The following is an 18,296-nucleotide window of genomic DNA, read 5'->3' as shown; positions in this document are numbered from 1 at the left end:
TGCGGCACCCCGTCCGAGGAGCACCCGCCCGGCGACGTCCTGCGCCCCGCCGCGGCGCCCGGCCCGCGGCGGGCACCGGAGAACCCATGACGCAATCCCATTGGAGCACGCACATGTCGAACGACCCCTCCCACCTGCGGGAGCAGGCGGCGCGGACCCTGCTGGACCACCCGTGGATCGGCGCGGCCGGCGTCGCCACAGGAGGGACGGTGGAGGTCGCCCCCGCCGCCGCGGCGCTGGCGGTCACCCCCGTCCCCGGGCCGCTCATCGAGGAGTACCTCGACCACTGGGGCGAGATCTACGACTGGACCTACCGCACCGCCGCCGTTCGGCACGCCGCCGACCTCGACCTGTCCGGCTGGACCGCCTCCGACACCGGACGGCCGCTCCCCGCCGCCCACATGACCGAGTGGGTGGAGCGCACCGTCGACCTCGTCCTGGAGACCTCGCCGCGGACCGTGCTGGAGCTGGGGTGCGGCACCGGCCTGCTGGCCCACCGGCTGAGTGGGCGGGTGCTCGGCTACGTGGGCGCTGACGTGGCCGAGACCGCGGTCGGCCGGCTGGCCGCCGCCGGCATCCCCGGCGCGGCGTTCGTGCGCGCCGCCGCGCACGAGGCCGGCGGGGACGCCGTGCGCGCCGCGCTCGACACGGTCGCCGGTGCGGACGGCCGCCCGGACTGCGTCCTGCTGAACTCGGTGACGCAGTGCTTCCCCGACCTCCGGTACCTGCGCGCGGTGCTGCTGGCCGCGGTCGAGCTGGTGGCCCCCGGCGGAACGGTGGTGGTGGGCGACGTCCGGCACGCCGGGTTGCTCGACGCCTACTGCCGCTGGGTGGAGCGCGCGGCCGACCCCGATGCCGCCCCCGACGTCATCGCGGACCGGGCCGCCGCCCGCGCGCAGCGCGACGACGAGCTGCTCTTCGACCCGCCGGCGCTCGCCGCGGCGGTCGCCGGCACGTCCCGCGAGGTGCGCTTCGCCGTCCGCGCCAAGACCCTGACCGAGAACACCGAGCTCACCCGCTACCGCTTCGACGCGGTCCTCACCGTGGACCCGCCCGCTCCGCCACCCGAGCCCGGCACGGTGCCCTGGACCGACCTGGCCGCGCACCCGGACCCGCTGGCGGCACTCGCCGACCGCACCGCGGCGGGCCCGGTCCGAGTGACCGGCATCCCCAACGCCGCGCTGCTGGACCGCGCCGACGCCGTGACCGCCGCCGCGCTGCGCGCGGCGGCGGGAACCGACACCGCGGTCGCCCTCGACCCGGCCGACCCCACCGCCTTGGAGGTACACCACCCGGCCGCCACGGCGGCACGGCCGGCGCACGCGCTCCCAGGCCCGGGGCAGGCGCACGAGCCGCTGCACACCTTCGTCGAACGCCGACTGGCCGAGGCGGCCCGCGCCCACCTGCGCCGCCATCGGCCCGCAGCGGCGGACGTCCCGGTGCGGGTGCTGCCGGACGCCGTCCCGGAGGTGACGGGGTGACCGCCGTTGAGCCGGCCGGGCCGGCCGAACTCGCCCGGGCCGCGGCGGCGCGGGCGATCGATGGCGTCGATCCGGAACATCCCCCGTGCTGCCTGCGGCGCGCCGACAGGGCCGCGCTGCTGGGCATGGCGTGGACGCTGCGCCAGGCGGGCCTGTTCCGCGACGGCGCCGCCCACGACGAGGCGGAGATCGCCGTGGCGACCCGCGCCGCGGACCGGCACCGATGGATCCTGCGCCGCTGGCTCGCCGTGCTCTGCGCCGAGGGGATGCTCTCCCGGGAGGCCGGACGCTACACCGGCCTGTACCGGGTCGGGCGCGCCGAACTGCGGGCGGCGGTGCACGACCTGGCCGAGGCGCACCGCGGACTCGGCTACCCCCGCCCGCTGTCGGTGTTCTTCCAGCGCGCCATCGGCCACCTCCCGGAACTGCTGCGCGACGAGGTGCCGGTCCAGGCACTGCTGTTCGCCGACGGAGCGACCGGCACGGCCGACGGCGCCTACCGCGACAACCTGGTGAACCGCTACGTCAACGCGGCGACCGCGGAGGTGGCCCGATGGGCGTCCCGCGAACTCGCCGCCCCCGGCCCGCTGCGGGTCCTGGAGGTCGGGGCCGGCGTGGGCGGGACCACGACCGGCGTGCTGGCGGCGGTCGGGGCCACCCCGCTCGACTACGTCTTCACCGACGTGTCCCGCTACTTCCTCACGGAGGGCCGCGAGCGCTTCGCGGCCACGCCGGGCGTGCGGTTCGCCCTCTTCGACATCAACGCCGACCCCATGACCCAGACCGCCGCCGAGCCGGGATCGCGGCACCTCGTGATCGCCGCGAACGTGCTGCACAACGCGCACGACCTGCGCGGCTGCCTGCGCGGGATGCACGATCTGCTGGCCCCGGGCGGTTACCTGCTGTGCATCGACACGGTGCGCGAGCTGTACCAGATCCTGACGTCGATGCAGTTCCTGATGTCCGCCCGCCCGGGCACCCCACGACCGGGCGCCGCCGACCTGCGGGCCGGCACCGACCGGATCTTCCTCTCCCGGACGGAGTGGGAGTCCGAAATGCGCGCGGCCGGACTGCGACCGGACTTCACCGTCCCGGCTGCGGATCACCCGCTGGACGCCATCGGCGTGACCCTGTTCGCGGCCCGCCGCCCTGTCGCGGCGTGACCCCCGTCCGGCACACCGGGCACGCCGCCGGCGCGTGAGGCCGCCGCCGGCCCCGCGCCGGGTGAGTGGGGAACGCCCACCGAGCGGGGCCGGCCGCGGGGCGTGCCGGTCAGGTGGCCGGGTCGGCCGCCGGCTGCTTCTCCAGGCCGCTGCGGAACAGGTCGGAGTCCATCCACACCGCCGCGCGAACGCCGTCGCCGGCGCCCAGCACGACGAGCGTGGTGGCGTCGGGGACCGCGGGCAGTTTCGCGGTGTCGCCGGCCGCGGCCACGCCCGGGACGGTCGTGCGCTGGAGTTCGTCCACCCGCACCGTGCCGTCGGGGAGGATCTCGCATCCGAGCTGCTCCGCGAGCAGGGCGTGCTGGCGGGTCGGGGCGCGGTGGAAGAGCGCCTGGCGCCGCAGCGACCTCCCGTCGGAGAAGTGGACCACGACGTCACCGGGATCGCCGGTCACCTGCGAGACGACGGCGGTCTCGACCCGGACGCCGCGCAGGGCGAGCCGCGCCGCGAGCTCGCCCTCCGGGGCGTCGCCGCCGTGCGTGCACAGCACGACGTCCCCGCTGAAGCGGTCGGCCAGGTAGACCGCGAGCATGGCCGACGCCGCCTCGGAGCCGATCACCGCCAGGGTCGAGTCCCGGGCCTCCCATCCGTGGCAGAACGGGCAGTGGAAGACGGCGCGCCCGAACCGCTCGGCGAGGCCGTCGATGGGGTACGGCTCGTCGACCTGGCCGGTGGCCAGCACGATCCGGCGGCCGCGCTCCCGGGTGCCGTCGCCGAGCACGACCTCGAAGTCGTCCAGCTCGCCCTCGGCGGACACCACCGTGCCCGCCCGCACCTCCACGGACGGGTAGCGCGCCACCTCCTCGCGGCCGATCTCCAGCAGCCGCGACGGCGGGAAACCGTCCCGGCTGAGCATCATGTGCATCTCCTCGGCGGGGGCGTTGCGGACCTTCCCGCCGTCCACCAGCAGCACGTTGCGGCGCTGACGGCCGAATACCAGGGCCGCGCTGAGCCCCGCGGGGCCGCCGCCGACCACGATCACGTCGTACAACCGGGCACTTCCCTTCGGATGTGGCAGTGGATGGTTCGGGCGGGCGGCCGGGGCCGCCCGCTAGCCGAGCTCGATCCCGTCGACCAGGGGGTCGCCGGCCAGGGCGTCGAGGACCTGACGCGGATCCAGCACGTTCGCGGCGGTGTGGACGCCGGGCGGCACCTCGCCGGCCGCCACCGCGCGGACGGCGAGCGCCGCGACCACACCGCTGAGCGCGTAGGAGTCGGGGGTGCGCAGCAGCAACCGGGTCGGCCCCTCACGGTTCCCTGGGCCGGGGCGGGCGTGCGCCAGCAGCGCGTACCAGGGGCCGCCGACGCCGACGTCGGCCGCCGCGGCGGCGACCACGGCGGGCACATGCGTCTCGACCGCGGCCGTCTCATCGGCCCAGGCGGCGGCCAGCGCCTCCGGGAGCCGCTCGGAGGCGTAGACGGTGTAGGCGCGCAGCTCCCGCGCCCCGCTGCGGGCCGCCAGCTCGGCGGCCTCGGCCGAGAGGAACGGCCAGGCGTGCACCCGGCCGCGGAACCCCGGCAGCACTACGCCGCGCAGCGGCGTGAGGGCCCGCTCCGCCACACCGCCGTCCCGCCAGGCGGCGAGCGGCGATCCGTGCTCCGGGCCCCGGGTGAGCAGCACGTCCACGGCGGAGAGCTCGCTGATGGCGGTGGCCCCGCCCACGTACACCTCCAGCCGGTCCGGCGGCCCGGCCGCCGTCAGCAACCGTGGCAGCAACCCGGACAGCCCCGGCATGAGGCCGGCGGAGAACACCGCGGCCCGCCGCCCGCCCCGCGAGGCCACCGGCGTCGGCCGCGCTTCGAGCGCCCGCATCGCGACGGCGTCGCCGGCGGCGTCGACGTAGTCCGCCCCGGCCGCCAGGGCCGCCCGCGCGACGGTGTCCAGCACGCGGTAGGAGGGACCGGCGCAGTTGACCACCACGGAGCAGCCCGCGCAGAACGCCGCGAGGGCTTCGGGGTCGGCGACGTCCGCGGCCACGGCCTCGGCGCCGCTGACGGAGGCCGCCGCGGCCGTGGCACGCCGCGGGTCGCGCCCCCCGACCCGCAGCGGCCCGATCCCGTGGCCTGCCAGCCGGTCGAGCACGACGCGCCCGACCGTCCCCGAGCCGCCGAGGACACCGACGGGCCGCCCGCTCACCTGGACTCCCGGTCCGCTATCGACGCCGCCACCGCCGCGACGGTGGGCGCGTCGAGGAAGTCCCGGACCGTCAGTGAGACTCCGGCCTCCCGGGCGAGCCGGGCCAGCACGCGCACGGCGAGCAGCGAGTCGCCGCCGAGTGCGAAGAAGTCGGCGCCGCGCTCCAGGACCGGCACGTCGAGCACGTCCTCCCAGATCGCGGCGACCCGCCGCTCCGCCTCCCCACGCAACGGCCCGGCGTCGGCCGCCGGGCGGGCGGCGTCCAGCCGCCCCAGCCGCAGCCGGGCGCCGTCGTCCGCGGGGCTCGCGGGCTCCGGAAGTTCGGGCACCCGGTCCCAGCCGGGGCCGTCGGCCAGTTCCTCCGCGAGCCGCACCAGCCCGTGGAAGGCGGCGTCCACCTCCGCCGGGTCGAACAACTCGTCGACCAGCGAGAACACGATGGCCATTTCGTCGTTCAGCTCGTAGACCCGCGCCTCTAGCGCCACCTGCGGGGTACGGAGCTGGTGGTAGAAGTCGTCGAACGAGACCGCTCCGAGCGGGCCGGCCGACGCCGGATGGCCGCCGACGGCGGCGTCCATGCCGAGCGTGCTCTGGAACACGACCGGGCCGGCCGGCCGGGTGCTGCCGCGGCGGCGCGCCAGCTCGCGGGAGACCTCCACTCCGGAGACCAGGTTGTGGGCGGCGTGCTCCCGCAGCACGCGCTGGGCGTCCGCGGCGAGCTCGGCGAAGGTGCTCCCGGGCCGCAGCTCGATGGGGAGCAGCATCGTGGAGGCGAACGCGCCGAGCACCCGGTGGACGTCGGGGTGCAGCGGCAGCCGGTTGAGCTGCAGGGAGTTGAGCAGCAGATCCCGATGGCCGGCCCACTGCGCCAGCACCACGGCGAACGCCGCGAGCATCGCGGCCGACGGGGTGAGATCGCGCTCGGCGCACTGCCGGCGCAGGGCCGTCCACCGGGCGGCGGACAGGTGCTCCTCGCGCAGCCCCATGAGCGTCGGCCGCACCTCCTTGGGGTCGGCCAGCAGCGGGAGCGCGGGCGGCGCGGGCAGCGCGTCGAGGCGCGACCACCACCAGTCGCGGTCGGCCGTCCCCGCCTCGGTGCGCGGCAGCCGGGCCAGGGCGTGGACATAGTCGCCGAAGTCGATCTCCAGCGGCCGCAGGACGGCGTTCCAGTCGGAGGAGAGGGTGAGCAGCTCACGGGTGAGCACGGTCGAGGACCACCCGTCGAACACCAGGAGGCTCATCGCCGTGTGCAGCCGGGCGCGGTCGCCGGGCAGCAGGGTGAGGCGGATGTCCAGACCGGGGCCGTGCACGGGGTTGGGGCCGGTGGTGGCCATCTCGGAACGCACCCGCTCCAGGGTGGCGGCGACCTCCTCCGGCGGCGCCGTGCGCAGGTCGTACACCCGCAACTCGGGTACCGCGCCGGGGTCGTCGAGCGGCAGCACGTACTGGCGGCCGTCGGGGGCGATCCGCGCCCGCAGCATGGGCTGGTGCTCGGCGAGCCGCTGCAGGGCGTCGACGAGGGCGTCGACCGCCTCCTCCCCGTCGACACCGGTGAGCCCCACGTCGCCGTAGAAGTGCGCGGACTCGTACGACAGCTCCCACCCGCCGTGCTGGCCGACGAAGTAGCCCTGCTGTAGCGGCATCAGCGGGAACGGCGCGGAGGTGTCGGCGCGGCGCTCGATGGCGACGGGCAGGTCGCGGACGGCGTCGGCCGTGCCGGATGTCCGGCGCCGCACCAGCTCCGCGAGCTCCCGGAGGGTGATCTCCACGGTCACGTCGGACAGCGCGAGGACCACCGACAGTCGGTTGCGCACCATCGCGGCCATGCGCACCGACAGCACGGAGTCGCCGCCGAGGCGCAGGAAGGACGCGTCCGGCGAGACGGAGGCGGGCGGGATGTCGAGCAGCTCGCCCCAGATCTCGGCCAGCACCGCTTCGACGGAGGCGGCGCCGGGCACCTGGGTGGAGGGGGCGGAGGACGTCATGGGCGGCTCCGATTCGGTCGCGGCGGTGGGAGGGCGGGCAGGGCGCCGGGCGGTACCCCGCACGGCGCTGCCCGCCGAAGACTACTCGAAAACGATAATCGTTACCATTCTGGGCATCGCGACCCGGTATCCCCTACGGTTGACACCGATAATCATTTCCGTGGCCCGCCGGTGGCGGGACCGGCGTGAAAGGAGACCCATGGCCGACCACTACGAGGCGTCCGCGGAGTTCATCGACATGATGATCGCGCCGTGGTGGGAGCAGGCCGGCGGCGTGCTCACCGGTGCGCTGGCCGGACTCGACCCCGCCGCCGGGCCGATCGTCGACGCCGGAGCCGGCAGCGGCCGCGGCCTGGCGCTGATCGACCGTGCCGTCCCCGGAGCCGACCTGCTCGCCGTCGAACCGTCCCCGGGCATGCGCGCCGCCCTCTTCGCCCGGCTGCTGCCGGACGAGCGGCTGCGCTCCCGCGTCACCGTCCTGCCCTGTGGCCTGCTCGACGCCCGGCTGCCGGACCGGCTCGGTGCGGTCGTCGCCCTGAACGTCATCGGCCACTTCCCGCCCGCCGACCGGCAGCGGCTGTGGGAGACCGCCGCCCGGCGGCTCTCCCCGCAGGGCCGAGTGGTGCTCAACCTGTCCCCGCCGCATGAGCCGGTGCGGATCCCACCGGCCCGGATGGCGGACGTCCGGCTGGGCTGGCACGCCTACGAGGGCTGGGCCGAGGCCGAGCCCTCGGGGGAGGGCCGTCTCACCTGGCGCATGACGTACCGCGTGCTCGACGGCGCCCGTACCGTCAGCGAGGCGGTGGTCGAGTACGACTGGTGGCTCCTCACCGAGGACGGCCTGCGCGCCGAGACGGCCGCGCACGGCCTGGCCGCCGAACCGCACGGACCTCGGGAGACCGGCTGCTACATCGTCCGTCCAGCCGCCACCGGGTGACCGTGCACCGCCGGTGCCGCGCCCGCCGGGCGCGGCGGGGCGGTCCGCGGACGCCACGACGTGGACCGCTTCGAGGGGGCGGACCGGCGTTCCTGGGTGTGACAGGGCTCCTCACCGGCCCGGCGGGCGGCCACCACGGCTGGCACACTGAAGGCATGACGCGCGAACAGCGGAACGGCACTACCGAGCTGGGGCGCTTTCTGCGCGCCCGCCGCGCCGAGGTGGGCCCCGCCGACGTCGGCCTGCCCGTCGGCTCCGGCCTGCGCCGCACGCCCGGGCTGCGCCGTGAGGAGCTGGCCATGCTCGCCGGGATCAGCGTCGACTACTACGTGCGCCTTGAGCGTGGCAAGGAGACCCGCCCCAGTCCCTCCGTGGTGGACGCGCTCGCCCGCGCGCTCCGTCTGGAGGAGGCCGAGCACGAGCACCTGCGCGACCTGGCCGCCCGGGCCGCCCGCTACGCCCCGCAGCGGCGGGCCGCCCCCAGCCGGACGGTGGCGCGCGGCGTCGAACTGCTGCTGGAGAGCCTGCGCCCCAATCCCGCCCGCGTGCTCAGCCGGACCCACGACGTGCTGGCCGCCAACCCGGGCGGACTGCGGCTGCTCGCCGGCATCGAGGACTGGCCGCCGCGGCAGCGCAACACCGCGCGCTACCTGTTCCTGCACCCGGCGGCCCGCGAACTGTTCGACGACTGGGAACAGCAGATCCGGGGCTGCGTCGCGCACCTGCGGGCACTGGCCGGCACCGAGCCCGACGCCCCGGATCTCGCCCGGCTCGTCGGCGAGCTGCTGCTCAAGAGCCCGGAGTTCGCGGGCCTGTGGGAGCGCTACGACGTGAACGAGCGCGTCCAGGGCACCAAGACCTTCCACCACCCCGAGGTCGGGGTCCTCACCCTCGGCTACCAGACGATGGAGCTGGCCGGCACCCCGGGCCAGCGCCTGTTCGCCTACCACGCCGAGCCGGGGACCCCCGACCACGACGCCATGGTCCTGCTCGACATGTCCGCGCCCGAGCACGCGCCGGCTCCGCCGGTGGAACAGCCGCGCTGAACGCGCCCGGTCACGCCTCCCTGGCCGCGTCGGCGGTGGCGGTCTCGTCCAGCGTCGCCGACCAGCTCGCGAGCAGGTTGAGCGCGTCCTCGGACGCCGAACCCGGGTGCGGGCCGTAGGCGTACAGGGTCAGGCCCGCGTCGGCCGCGACGTCCAGCGCCTCGTAGTCCAGTTCCAGCAGGCCGACCACCGGATGGTGGAAGCGCTTGACCCCGGAACGGTGCAGCCGCACGTTGTGCGTCGCCCACAGGGTGCGGAACGCTTCGCTGCGCGTGGACAGCTCGCCGACGAGGTCGTGCAGGCCCCGGTTGCCCGGGTCGCGCCCGGCCTGTGAGCGCAGCAGGGCCACCGTGTCGTGCGCGGCCTTCTCCCAGTCGGCGTAGAACCTGGTCGCGTTCGGGGACAGGAAGGCGAACCGCGCGAAGTTGGGCGGGCGGGCCGGATCCAGGTAGAGCTCCGAGAACAGCGCGCGGCCGAGCCGGTTCGCCGCCAGGATGTCCAGGCGCCGGTTCTGCACGATGGCCGGGACGTCGGTGATCGCGTCCAGGATGCGCCGCACGCTGGGCCGGACCTGCTGCCGCGCCGGGCGGCGGCGGGCGCGCGGGCGGCTGCCGGCCGCGCGCGCCAGGTCGAACAGATGGGCGCGCTCCGCCTCGTCCAGCTGGAGCGCGGCGGCGAGAGCTTCGAGGACGGAGTCGGAGACCCCCGTGGCGTTGCCGCGCTCCAGACGGGTGTAGTAGTCGACGCTGACCCCGGCCAGGAGCGCGACCTCCTCCCGGCGCAGGCCCGGGACCCTGCGGTTGCCCCCGTAGGCGGGCAGTCCGGCCCGCTGCGGCGTGATCCTCGCCCTCCGGGAGACCAGGAACTCGCGGATCTCGTTTCGGCTGTCCACCCCTTCAGGCTAGATCCGGTTCCGCGGCCGAGGGAGGGCCTGCCAGTACCCGGAACACCGGGGACTCCCACGTCGGCGCCGCACCCGGTTTCCTGGAAGTCGGCCGGCCAGGTCCGCCGCCCTCCAGAGGCGCCGCGGTCCGCCCGGTCCGTCAGACACCTCGGTTCCACCGAGCAGTTCGACAATCTTCGGAGAAACGTGCTCACCGTCAACGCTTACGCGGCAACGTCCGCGACCGAGCCGCTCGTCCGGACCACCATCGAGCGCCGGGACGTCGGCCCCAACGACGTCCTCATCGAGATCCGGTACGCCGGCATCTGCCATTCCGACATCCACACCGTCCGCGGCGACTGGGGCCCACAGCACTACCCGCTGGCCCCCGGCCACGAGATCGCGGGCGTCGTCACCGAGGTCGGCTCCGAGGTCACCCGCCACCGGGTCGGGGACCGGGTCGGCGTCGGCTGCATGGTCAACTCCTGCCGCGAGTGCGAGTACTGCCGCCGCGGCGAGGAGCAGTACTGCCGTGAGGGCAACGTGCAGACCTACGGCGCCGTCGACCGCGACGGCACCATCACCCAGGGCGGGTACACCACCCACGTCGTGGTGAACGAGGACTTCGCCGTGCGGATCCCCGACGCGCTGTCCCTCGACGCCGCCGCGCCGCTGCTGTGCGCCGGCATCACCACCTACTCGCCGCTGCGGCACTGGAACGCCGGCCCCGGCAAGAAGGTCGCCGTCGTCGGCCTGGGCGGACTCGGCCACATGGCCGTCAAGTTCGCGCACGCCCTCGGCGCCGAGGTCACGGTGCTGTCCCAGTCGCTGAAGAAGCGCGAGGACGGGCTCCGCCTGGGCGCGGACGACTACCGCGCCACCAGCGACCCGGAGACCTTCGAGCGGCTGGCCGACTCCTTCGACCTCATCATCAACACCGTGAGCGCGGGCATCGACATCAGCGCCTACCTCGGGCTGCTGAAGGTGGACGGTGCGCTCGTCAACGTGGGCGCGCCCGCGGAGCCGCTGCCCGTCAACGTGTTCTCCCTGCTCCTGAAGCGGCGCACGTTCGCGGGTTCGGCGATCGGCGGCATCGCCGAGACCCAGGAGATGCTGGACTTCTGCGGCGAGCACGGCATCGCCCCCGAGATCGAGGTCATCACCGCCGACCAGATCAACGAGGCGTACGAGCGGGTGCTGGCGTCCGACGTGCGGTACCGCTTCGTGATCGACATCGCGACGCTGAACTGACCCGGCACCGGCCCGCCACCGGTCCGTCCCCGCTCGCCGGTGCCCCGGCGGGCGGGGACACCGGCGGCGGGCACGGCGAGCCCGTCCCCGGCCCGGATCCCCGGGCCGGGGACGTCGGCGTTCACGGGGGCGCCGCGGGGACCGGCACCGCGCCCGGCCGCCGGCGGAAACGTCGCGCACACCAACTCTTGCGACGGACTTTGGCCTCCGCGTGGCCGCGGAGAGCATGAGACCGCAGGTCGGGGGCAGTCGCCCCACAGCGGTCTCGTGCGGGGACGCGGCGGCAGCCGTCGGCCACCGCGCGATTCCGGGCGCGACCCGTCCACCCGAACGTCGGAGGCACCCGCATGGCAAGCACGTCCATATCGGCGCCGGTGGCGCCGCAGACCCAGCAGCCGCCCGTCCGCGTCCCCGAGGGACAGGAGGCCGCCATCCGTGGCGTCCCTGACAGCGAGGAGCGGTCCGTCGTCTACCGCGACTATCTCGTCTCACAGGGCGTCCAGCCCAAGATCGGTCTCGACGTGGCTGAGAACGTCCTGCTCTACGACCTGTTCAAGTCCGATATCTTTCCCCGGCTCGCCGAACTGACGGAGCCGGACATCCGCTACGCCACGCCCGCCGGCCGGCCGGAGCTCATGGACCGGCTCGCCGCGCGGCTGAGCGTGTCCTTCGGCGCCGAGATCGAGGGCCGGCACGTGTTCGGCACGGCGGGCGTCTCCTCGGCGCTGGAATGCATCGCCGCCGCGCTGCGCGAGTACGGGGTGCTGGCGCCCAACGACACGGTCATGCTGCCCGCCCCGTTCTGGCAGGGCTTCCGGTGGTCGTTCGAGCAGCGGCCGGACCTGCGCTGCGTGCCGTCGCACCTGGAAGCGGCCGGGCCCGAGAACTTCCGGCTGACCGTGGACGACCTGGAGACCACCTACCGCAACACCTCGCCCCGGCCCAAGATGCTGGTGCTGACCAACCCGCACAACCCGCTCGGGGTGAACTACCCCGAGGACCTGCTGGAATCGGTCGTCCAGTGGGCGCTGGACAAGGGGATGCACGTGATCTCGGACGAGATGTACCGCCATTCCCAGATCACCGGTACCCGGCCGGAGTTCGTCAGCGCGTTGCGACTGGAGGCGACGCGGGCGCACCCGGAGCGCGTCCACGTCGTGTGGGGCCTGGCCAAGGACTTCGGGCTGTCCGGATTCCGCACCGGCTTCATCGTGTCGAGGTCGCCCTACGTCCGCAAGGTCATGACCGGCGTCGACGAGCCCGGCCACAAACTGCGTTCACTGGCCTGGTTCAGCCCGTTCGACTCGCTCCGGCAGTTCCTGGTCGAGAGACTCCTCGACGCCTCGGCCCCCGGCGGGCGGCCGTTCTGGGACACGGCCATGGAGACCTACCGTCCGCGGCTGACGGAGTCGTTCGAGGCCGTCGCCCGGGTGCTCGACGACTTCGGCGTCCCCTACGTGCGCTCCGGCGGGGACCGTTTCAATCCGGCACAGTTCTTCTGGCTCGATCTGCGGAGCTACCTGCCCACGGGACCGATCCCGGCGCAGGTCCGTGGCGGGGAAGACGGCTTCGCGCTCTATCTGGGCGCCCCGGGCGGTTCCGCGACACCGGAGCAGCAGCTCGCCCAGCGGATCGCCGACCAGGCCAACGTGCTGCTGCTGCCCGGCCAGGTGCTGTCGTGCAAGTGGCAGGGGTACTTCCGGCTCTGCTACACGGCCTACCACAAGGACCGCGTCGTCGACGCGGTCCGCCGCATGTGCGAGATCCTGCCCGCCGGCAGGTGACGGGCCAGGGGTGGCCGGTGCGCGCATCGGTGGGGCCGGCCGCCCCCGTGGGCCGACGACGGCACCGGCGCCGGCCCCGGCTCACCGGTCAGGCCACGGCGCGCGGCGCCGCCCGCAGTCGCCGGCCCAGACCGTTCTCGTAGGAGTACGTGACGACCTGCAGCCGGTCACGCAGGCCGAGTTTGCGGAGTATCGCCCCGATGTGGGTCTTGATCGTGGACTCGCTCAGGCACAGTTCCTCGGCGATCTCCGCGTTGGAGGCGCCCCGGACCACCGCGGCGAAGACGTTGCGCTCCCGTTCGGTGAGGGTCGCGTACTCCGGTGGCTCCGGCCGCACCACCTCGGTCGCGGCGTCGAAGAGCGCGTTCAGGTCGTGCGAGGCCAGCACGGTGTTGCCCGCGTACACGCTCCGCACGGCCTCGCACACGAACTCCGGGCTGCTGTCCTTCAGCAGGAAGCCGCTGGCCCCGTACCTGATCGCCTCCAGCGAGTGGCGGTCGAGTTCCAGGTCCGTGAGCATGATGACCCGGGGCCGGGGCGACGCGGCCCCGTCACCGTCCGCCTCGGCCCGGGAGACGGACAGCCGCCGCACGGCTTCGAGCCCGTTCGTCGGGGCCATCCACATGTCCATCAGGACGATGTCCGGCCGGGTGGCGTCGATGACGGAGAGGGCCTCCTCGCCGTCGCGCGCCTGCCCGACCACGGTCATGTCCTCCTGGGAATCGACGATCAGGTTCAGGCCCGACCGGAAGAGTCGCTGGCCGTCCGCGAGTACGACTCGGATACGTGCGTCACTCACCTGGAGCTCATCTCAATGGGGAGGGGTGGGGGCGGCCCCTGTCGCGGTATGGGGTGTGCTGCGGGGTGCTGGAGAGGGGGGCGGCCGGGCCGCCGGGGAGCATCCGGCGGGGCGCCGACCGAGGCGTGTCCTCCTGTGCGATCGCGCGTGTCTTCATGTCTGATCGGTCGGCGATCGGCTCTGATTCGTGTCGTGATGCTAGGCTCGGGCGCCCGCCGTTCTCAAGTCGGCACAGAACGGGTTTCTCTGGCGAATCGCCGGGGTGTGACCGTCCCGAGCCCGCGGGCCGACCCCGTGTGGGCCGACGTGAGAATACGGGCCGTGGCACGGCACTCCTCCTGTCACCTGGGCCGATGACCGGCCGCCCTCGACGCCGATCGGACCGGTCGGCGCGCGTCCGCGTGCGGCGGGCCTCCACGGGCACGCCGGGGCCGGGCGGAGGCGTGCGGTGGTGCGGACGGATTTCCGCCACGGGCCGTACCCGGACCCGGGCGGAGGCTCCGTCGCAGGTTGTAAGTCGGGATCCTCCGAAACGCCGCCCCGGAACGGCACCTGGGGCCAACAGATCGGCACCTGTAACCGATATGTCCACACCGGTACTGTTCCCTAGCCTGGCATTTGACCCGTGCGTCGGCCCGTGACTCATCTCACGATCGATCCGCCGCCCAACCGCACACGTGCGCGCGTCAGGAGAGCCCCCGTGTCCCACCCCCTCCTCGCCGACCCCGTCGTGTCCGACCTCCCGGTGCGGGAGTGCGGGGAACCCCTGGTCGACCTGCGCGACTTCGGCATCCTCTGCATGAACCCCGGCGACGTCGGCGGCATGCGGGTGCGGTCCTCCCTGGGAGAGCGGCTGGGCAAGGCACAGGGCGCGCTCCCGGACGGCATCCGCTTCGGAGTCGCTCAGGGCCACCGTTCCCCCGAGGCCCAGAACGAGATCATCGCCACCTACAGCGACTCGCTGCGACTCCTGCACCCGGACAAGGACGAGACGGAGATCGCCCGGCTCTCCAGCCGCTTCGTGGCGCCCATCGCGGTGGCCCCGCACGTCGCCGGCGCCGCGGTCGACCTCACCCTGGTCGACGGCCGGGGCCAGCCCTTGTGGATGGGCACGCCGATCGACGCCACCCCCGAGCAGAGCGACGGCGCGTGCTACTTCGACGCCCCCGGCATCGACTCCGTCGCCCGGCGCAACCGCGAGATCATGGCCGACGCGCTCGGCGGCCACGGCCTGGTGAACTACCCCACCGAGTGGTGGCACTGGAGCTACGGGGACCGCTACTGGGCCTACGTCACCAGCTCCCCGCACGCGATCTACGGCCCATGGCCGGCCTCCGGGGCGACAGCGTGAGCACCCCCACCCTCACCGTCGACCTCGCGGCGGTGGCGCACAACGCCCGGCTGTTCGCCGCCCTGTCCCCGGGATTCATGGCCGTGGTCAAGGCCGACGCCTTCAACCACGGAGCGCCGCACGTCGCCCGCACGGCCCTGGCCAACGGGGCCGGCCGCCTCGGGGTCACCAGCGTGCGCGAAGCCGTGGACCTGCGCGGGCAGGGAGCCACCGCCCCCATGCTGAGCTGGCTCAACCCCCCGGGAACGGACTACACCGAGGCGATCGGGCGGGACGTCGAGCTGGCCGTGGGCGACCTGGATCAGCTCGACGCGGTCGCGGACGCCGCACGCCGCGCCGGACGCGCCGCCGGCGTCCACCTGTTCGTCGACACCGGGATGTCCCGCGACGGAGCGCCCATCGACCAGTGGGCCGGCCTCGTCGCACGGGCACGTTCCTGGGAGCGGCGGGGCGCGGTCCGGATCATCGGGGTCATGAGTCACCTGGCCTGCGCGGAGGAGCCGGCCCACCCGGCCAACGAGGCGGCCGTCCGGCTGTTCGAGCGGGCCGTGTCCGTGGTGCACGCCGCCGGCGCGACCTCGGTCGTCCGGCACCTGGCCGCCAGTGCGGCCACCCTCGACATCCCCCGCACCAGGTTCGACATGACCCGCATCGGCGCCGGTCTGTACGGCATCGACCCCGCCGGCGGGCACGGGCTGCGCCGGGCCATGACGCTCGCCGCCCCGGTGGTGATGGTGCGCGACGTCGCCCCGGGCACCCCGGTCGGCTACGGCCACACCCACCTCACCCGCACCCGCACCCGGCTGGCCCTGGTGCCCCTCGGCTACGCCGACGGCATCCCCCGGACCGCGGCGGACCGGGCCGAGGTCATGGTGCACGGCCGCCGGCGTCCCGTGGTCGGGGCCGTCTCCATGGACCAGATCGTGGTCGACGTCGGCGACCTGCCGGTCGCCGCGGGAGACCCGGTGACCGTGTTCGGTCCGGGAGACGCGGGCGAACCCACCACCGGCGACTGGGCCCGATGGTGCGGCACCAACGAACACGAGCTGATGACCGGTGTGGGACCACGGGTGGAACGCATCATCCGGGAGCCCCAGGCCGCCCCTCCGACGGATCCCCGGGACGCCGCCCGCGACCCGGGGGTGCGCACCCCGCCCGTCAGAACGTCACCCGACCAGAAGGAGACCGGAGACCCCATGCCCGGTACTGACGAACGCGTCCATGTCATCGTCGTCTGCGGAGGGACGGGCGCCGAGCACGACGTGTCCCTCTCGTCGGCGGAGTCGATCCTGGAGCACCTGGACTCGGCCGTGTACCGGGCCACCCGGCTGATCATCGGCCGCGACGGCCGGTGGCTCGACGGCGACGGTGAGGTGCTTCCGGGGCTGGCCGAGGCGGTCGCCGTCCTCGACAGCGCCGACGTCGTCTTCCCGATCATCCACGGCACCCTCGGCGAGGACGGGACCCTGTCCGCGCTCCTGGACCTGTGCTCGGCCCCCTACGTCGGGCCGAACGTGCGCGCGGGAGCCGTCAGCATGGACAAGCACCTCACCAAGCTCCTGGCGCGGGACCTGGGCGTCCGCGTGGCGCCGGGCATCCTGCTGGACACCGAGGACCCCGACGTCCTCGACACGCTCCCCGGAGACCTGCGAGCCCCCGTGTTCGTGAAGCCCAACCAGGAGGGGTCCAGCTTCGGCGTCTCCCGCGTCACCGACCTGGCCGAGCTGGACAAGGCCGTCGCGCACGCCGCCGAGTTCGACCGCCACGTCCTGGTCGAGCAGGAGGTCCAGGGGCGGGAGATCGACATCGCCGTGCTCGACAACCCGGACGGGAGCCTGACCGTGAGCGCCCCCCTGGAGATCCGGGTCGGGTCGGCCGCGGAGTTCTTCGACACCGAGAGCAAGTACGTGGCCGGCAACGCCGAATTCCTCGTCCCGGCCCCGATCCCCGAGGAGTGGACCGGCCGGCTCCGCCAGGCGAGCCTGCGGCTCTACCGCCTGCTCGGCTGCACGGGCACCGCCCGCTTCGACTACTTCGTGGACGACCAGGGCGAACCGGTCCTCAACGAGATCAACACGGTCCCCGGCCTGACGGCGCGGTCCCAGGTGCCACGGATGTTCCAGGCCCTGGGCACCAGCTACTCCGAGCTGCTCGACATCCTGATCAGGACGGCGATGACCCGCGCGGAACACGTTCCGGTGGCCCGAGCGCGCTGAGCCCCCCGGACCGCCGCACCCGGCGCCACGGCCGGACCGGGCCCACGGCGATGCCCGCCCCCACCCGCGAGGCGGGCATCGCCGGTCGCGCCGTCCACGGCCCCGCGCCCGGCGTCCCTGCGCCGTCCCGCGGCGGCGCGCACGGGGCGACGGCGGCCGGTGCCCGCCGTGCGGAACACCGCCGAAGCCCCCGCGTCAGTGCTCCACGACGAGCGGGAACATCTTGGTGCTGACCTGCTCCGGGTCCGGACCACCGCGCACGCCGGTGTCGAGGGCGTCGATGGCGGCGATGTCCTCGTGGGTGAGCGCGAAGTCGAAGACACCGATGTTCTCCCTGATCCGGTGCTCGTGCACGGACTTGGGGATGGCCGACAACCCGTGATCGAGGTGCCAGCGCAGCACGATCTGCGCGGGGGTCCTGCCGTACTTGGCGGCCAGCTCCCCGACCAGCGGGTCCGTCAGCGGGTTCCGCGCCGCACCGGAGTCGTCGGTGCGGTACACGTTCACCCCGCCGATGGGCGACCATGACTGGGTGACGACGCCGTGACGGGCGTCCGCGGCGCGCACCTCGCGCTGGATGAAGAACGGGTGCAGCTCGACCTGGTTCACCGCCGGCACCACATCGGTGCGGCTCACCAGCGCCTCCAGGTGATCGGGGTTGTGGTTGCACACCCCGATCGCACGCGCCCGGCCCTCAGCCACCAGCATCTCGGCGGCCTGGTAGGACGCCACCGTCGCGTCGAAGTCGGACGGCACCGGCCAGTGCAGCAGGTACAGGTCCACGTAGTCCAGCCCCAGCCGGCGCAGGCTCGCGTCGAAGGCGCGCAGCGCCGTCTCGTACCCGTAGTCGCTGATCCACAGCTTGGTCGTGACGAACATCCGGGCGCGGTCGATGCCGGAGCGGCGGATGCCCTCGCCCACCTCCACCTCATTGCCGTAGGCGGCGGCGGTGTCGACCAGCCGGTAGCCGCTCTCGATCGCCGTCTGCACCGCCCGCGCGGTCTCCTCGGGCGGACTCTGGTACACGCCGAGCCCGAAGGCCGGCATCTCGACGCCGTTGTTGAGTGTGATGAGTGGTCCCCTGCCGGCCATCGCTGCTCACTCCCGTCGCGGATGGAGGCGTGTGTCGGTCGCCCGGTCGACTACCCACAGACCGCCGGGTCGTCGCCACCGGAAAACGACGTCCACCGAGGTCACGCGGCG

The 18,296-nt window shown here is 74.2% G+C and carries 14 protein-coding genes; 8 read left to right on the top strand and 6 right to left on the bottom strand.

Annotated features, from left to right (window positions below; translation table 11 throughout):
* Positions 1-86: 86 nt before the first annotated feature.
* Positions 87-1,481 (top strand): class I SAM-dependent methyltransferase, encoded by a 1,395-nt coding sequence (locus ACFQRF_RS18780; RefSeq protein WP_379872434.1) that lies wholly within the window; start codon positions 87-89, stop codon positions 1,479-1,481.
* On the top strand, positions 1,478-2,644 hold the full coding sequence (locus ACFQRF_RS18775) for a class I SAM-dependent methyltransferase (RefSeq protein WP_379872433.1): 1,167 nt from the start codon (positions 1,478-1,480) through the stop codon (positions 2,642-2,644). The genes ACFQRF_RS18780 and ACFQRF_RS18775 overlap by 4 nt, the downstream gene beginning before the upstream one ends.
* A gap of 109 nt (positions 2,645-2,753) precedes the next feature.
* On the opposite strand, the gene ACFQRF_RS18770 is transcribed toward ACFQRF_RS18775, so the two are convergent.
* The 3 genes from ACFQRF_RS18770 to ACFQRF_RS18760 form a co-directional block, all read right to left on the bottom strand.
* The gene (locus ACFQRF_RS18770; protein ID WP_379872648.1) at positions 2,754-3,686 is read right to left on the bottom strand and encodes an NAD(P)/FAD-dependent oxidoreductase; all 933 of its coding nucleotides are present in this window, start codon (positions 3,684-3,686) and stop codon (positions 2,754-2,756) included.
* Positions 3,687-3,755: 69 nt separating this feature from the next.
* Positions 3,756-4,841, bottom strand: coding sequence for a saccharopine dehydrogenase NADP-binding domain-containing protein (locus ACFQRF_RS18765; RefSeq protein ID WP_379872432.1), 1,086 nt, complete (start codon positions 4,839-4,841; stop codon positions 3,756-3,758).
* The gene (locus ACFQRF_RS18760; protein ID WP_379872431.1) at positions 4,838-6,826 is read right to left on the bottom strand and encodes a phosphopantetheine-binding protein; all 1,989 of its coding nucleotides are present in this window, start codon (positions 6,824-6,826) and stop codon (positions 4,838-4,840) included. Before ACFQRF_RS18760 ends, ACFQRF_RS18765 begins: the two co-directional genes overlap by 4 nt.
* A gap of 199 nt (positions 6,827-7,025) precedes the next feature.
* Here ACFQRF_RS18760 and ACFQRF_RS18755 point away from each other — a divergent pair, with 199 nt between their 5' ends.
* On the top strand, positions 7,026-7,763 hold the full coding sequence (locus tag ACFQRF_RS18755; RefSeq protein WP_379872430.1) for a class I SAM-dependent methyltransferase: 738 nt from the start codon (positions 7,026-7,028) through the stop codon (positions 7,761-7,763).
* Between the two features lie 155 nt (positions 7,764-7,918).
* On the top strand, positions 7,919-8,809 hold the full coding sequence (locus tag ACFQRF_RS18750; protein ID WP_379872429.1) for a helix-turn-helix transcriptional regulator: 891 nt from the start codon (positions 7,919-7,921) through the stop codon (positions 8,807-8,809).
* A 10-nt stretch (positions 8,810-8,819) separates the two neighbouring features.
* Here the strand turns inward: ACFQRF_RS18750 and ACFQRF_RS18745 are convergent, their stop codons facing one another.
* A complete protein-coding gene (locus ACFQRF_RS18745) occupies positions 8,820-9,701 on the bottom strand; it encodes an MmyB family transcriptional regulator (RefSeq protein WP_379872428.1) in 882 nt (293 codons plus the stop codon).
* 198 nt (positions 9,702-9,899) lie between these two features.
* Between ACFQRF_RS18745 and ACFQRF_RS18740 the strand changes: the two genes are divergently transcribed.
* Positions 9,900-10,943, top strand: coding sequence for an NAD(P)-dependent alcohol dehydrogenase (locus ACFQRF_RS18740; RefSeq protein WP_379872427.1), 1,044 nt, complete (start codon positions 9,900-9,902; stop codon positions 10,941-10,943).
* Between the two features lie 347 nt (positions 10,944-11,290).
* Positions 11,291-12,727 carry a pyridoxal phosphate-dependent aminotransferase gene (locus tag ACFQRF_RS18735; RefSeq protein ID WP_379872426.1) on the top strand — a complete coding sequence of 479 codons (1,437 nt, stop codon included), beginning with the start codon at positions 11,291-11,293 and terminating at the stop codon, positions 12,725-12,727.
* Between the two features lie 88 nt (positions 12,728-12,815).
* Here ACFQRF_RS18735 and ACFQRF_RS18730 read toward each other — a convergent pair whose 3' ends face one another.
* On the bottom strand, positions 12,816-13,526 hold the full coding sequence (locus tag ACFQRF_RS18730) for a response regulator (RefSeq protein ID WP_379872425.1): 711 nt from the start codon (positions 13,524-13,526) through the stop codon (positions 12,816-12,818).
* A gap of 700 nt (positions 13,527-14,226) precedes the next feature.
* On the opposite strand from ACFQRF_RS18730, the gene ACFQRF_RS18725 reads away from it, so the two are divergent.
* A complete protein-coding gene (locus ACFQRF_RS18725; RefSeq protein ID WP_379872424.1) occupies positions 14,227-14,877 on the top strand; it encodes a M15 family metallopeptidase in 651 nt (216 codons plus the stop codon).
* Positions 14,874-17,093 carry an alanine racemase gene (alr, locus tag ACFQRF_RS18720; protein WP_379872423.1) on the top strand — a complete coding sequence of 740 codons (2,220 nt, stop codon included), beginning with the start codon at positions 14,874-14,876 and terminating at the stop codon, positions 17,091-17,093. The genes ACFQRF_RS18725 and alr overlap by 4 nt, the downstream gene beginning before the upstream one ends.
* Before the next feature lie 195 nt (positions 17,094-17,288).
* On the opposite strand, the gene ACFQRF_RS18715 is transcribed toward alr, so the two are convergent.
* The gene (locus ACFQRF_RS18715) at positions 17,289-18,185 is read right to left on the bottom strand and encodes an aldo/keto reductase (protein ID WP_379872422.1); all 897 of its coding nucleotides are present in this window, start codon (positions 18,183-18,185) and stop codon (positions 17,289-17,291) included.
* Between the last annotated feature and the right edge of the window lie 111 nt (positions 18,186-18,296).

The sequence above is a fragment of the Marinactinospora rubrisoli genome (assembly GCF_042664915.1).
Taxonomy (GTDB): Bacteria; Actinomycetota; Actinomycetes; order Streptosporangiales; family Streptosporangiaceae; genus Marinitenerispora; species Marinitenerispora rubrisoli.
Note: the sequence above shows the minus strand (reverse complement) of the source record. Positions and strands in the feature narration are given on the sequence as shown.

What these genes read in the sequence shown, in the direction of transcription:
- ACFQRF_RS18750 (WP_379872429.1), top strand. Translation starts at nt 7,919, where the DNA reads ATGACGCGCGAACAGCGGAACGGCACTACCGAGCTGGGGCGCTTTCTG.
- ACFQRF_RS18760 (WP_379872431.1), bottom strand. Translation starts at nt 6,826, where the DNA reads ATGACGTCCTCCGCCCCCTCCACCCAGGTGCCCGGCGCCGCCTCCGTC.
- ACFQRF_RS18780 (WP_379872434.1), top strand. Translation starts at nt 87, where the DNA reads ATGACGCAATCCCATTGGAGCACGCACATGTCGAACGACCCCTCCCAC.
- ACFQRF_RS18735 (WP_379872426.1), top strand. Translation starts at nt 11,291, where the DNA reads ATGGCAAGCACGTCCATATCGGCGCCGGTGGCGCCGCAGACCCAGCAG.
- ACFQRF_RS18755 (WP_379872430.1), top strand. Translation starts at nt 7,026, where the DNA reads ATGGCCGACCACTACGAGGCGTCCGCGGAGTTCATCGACATGATGATC.
- ACFQRF_RS18715 (WP_379872422.1), bottom strand. Translation starts at nt 18,185, where the DNA reads ATGGCCGGCAGGGGACCACTCATCACACTCAACAACGGCGTCGAGATG.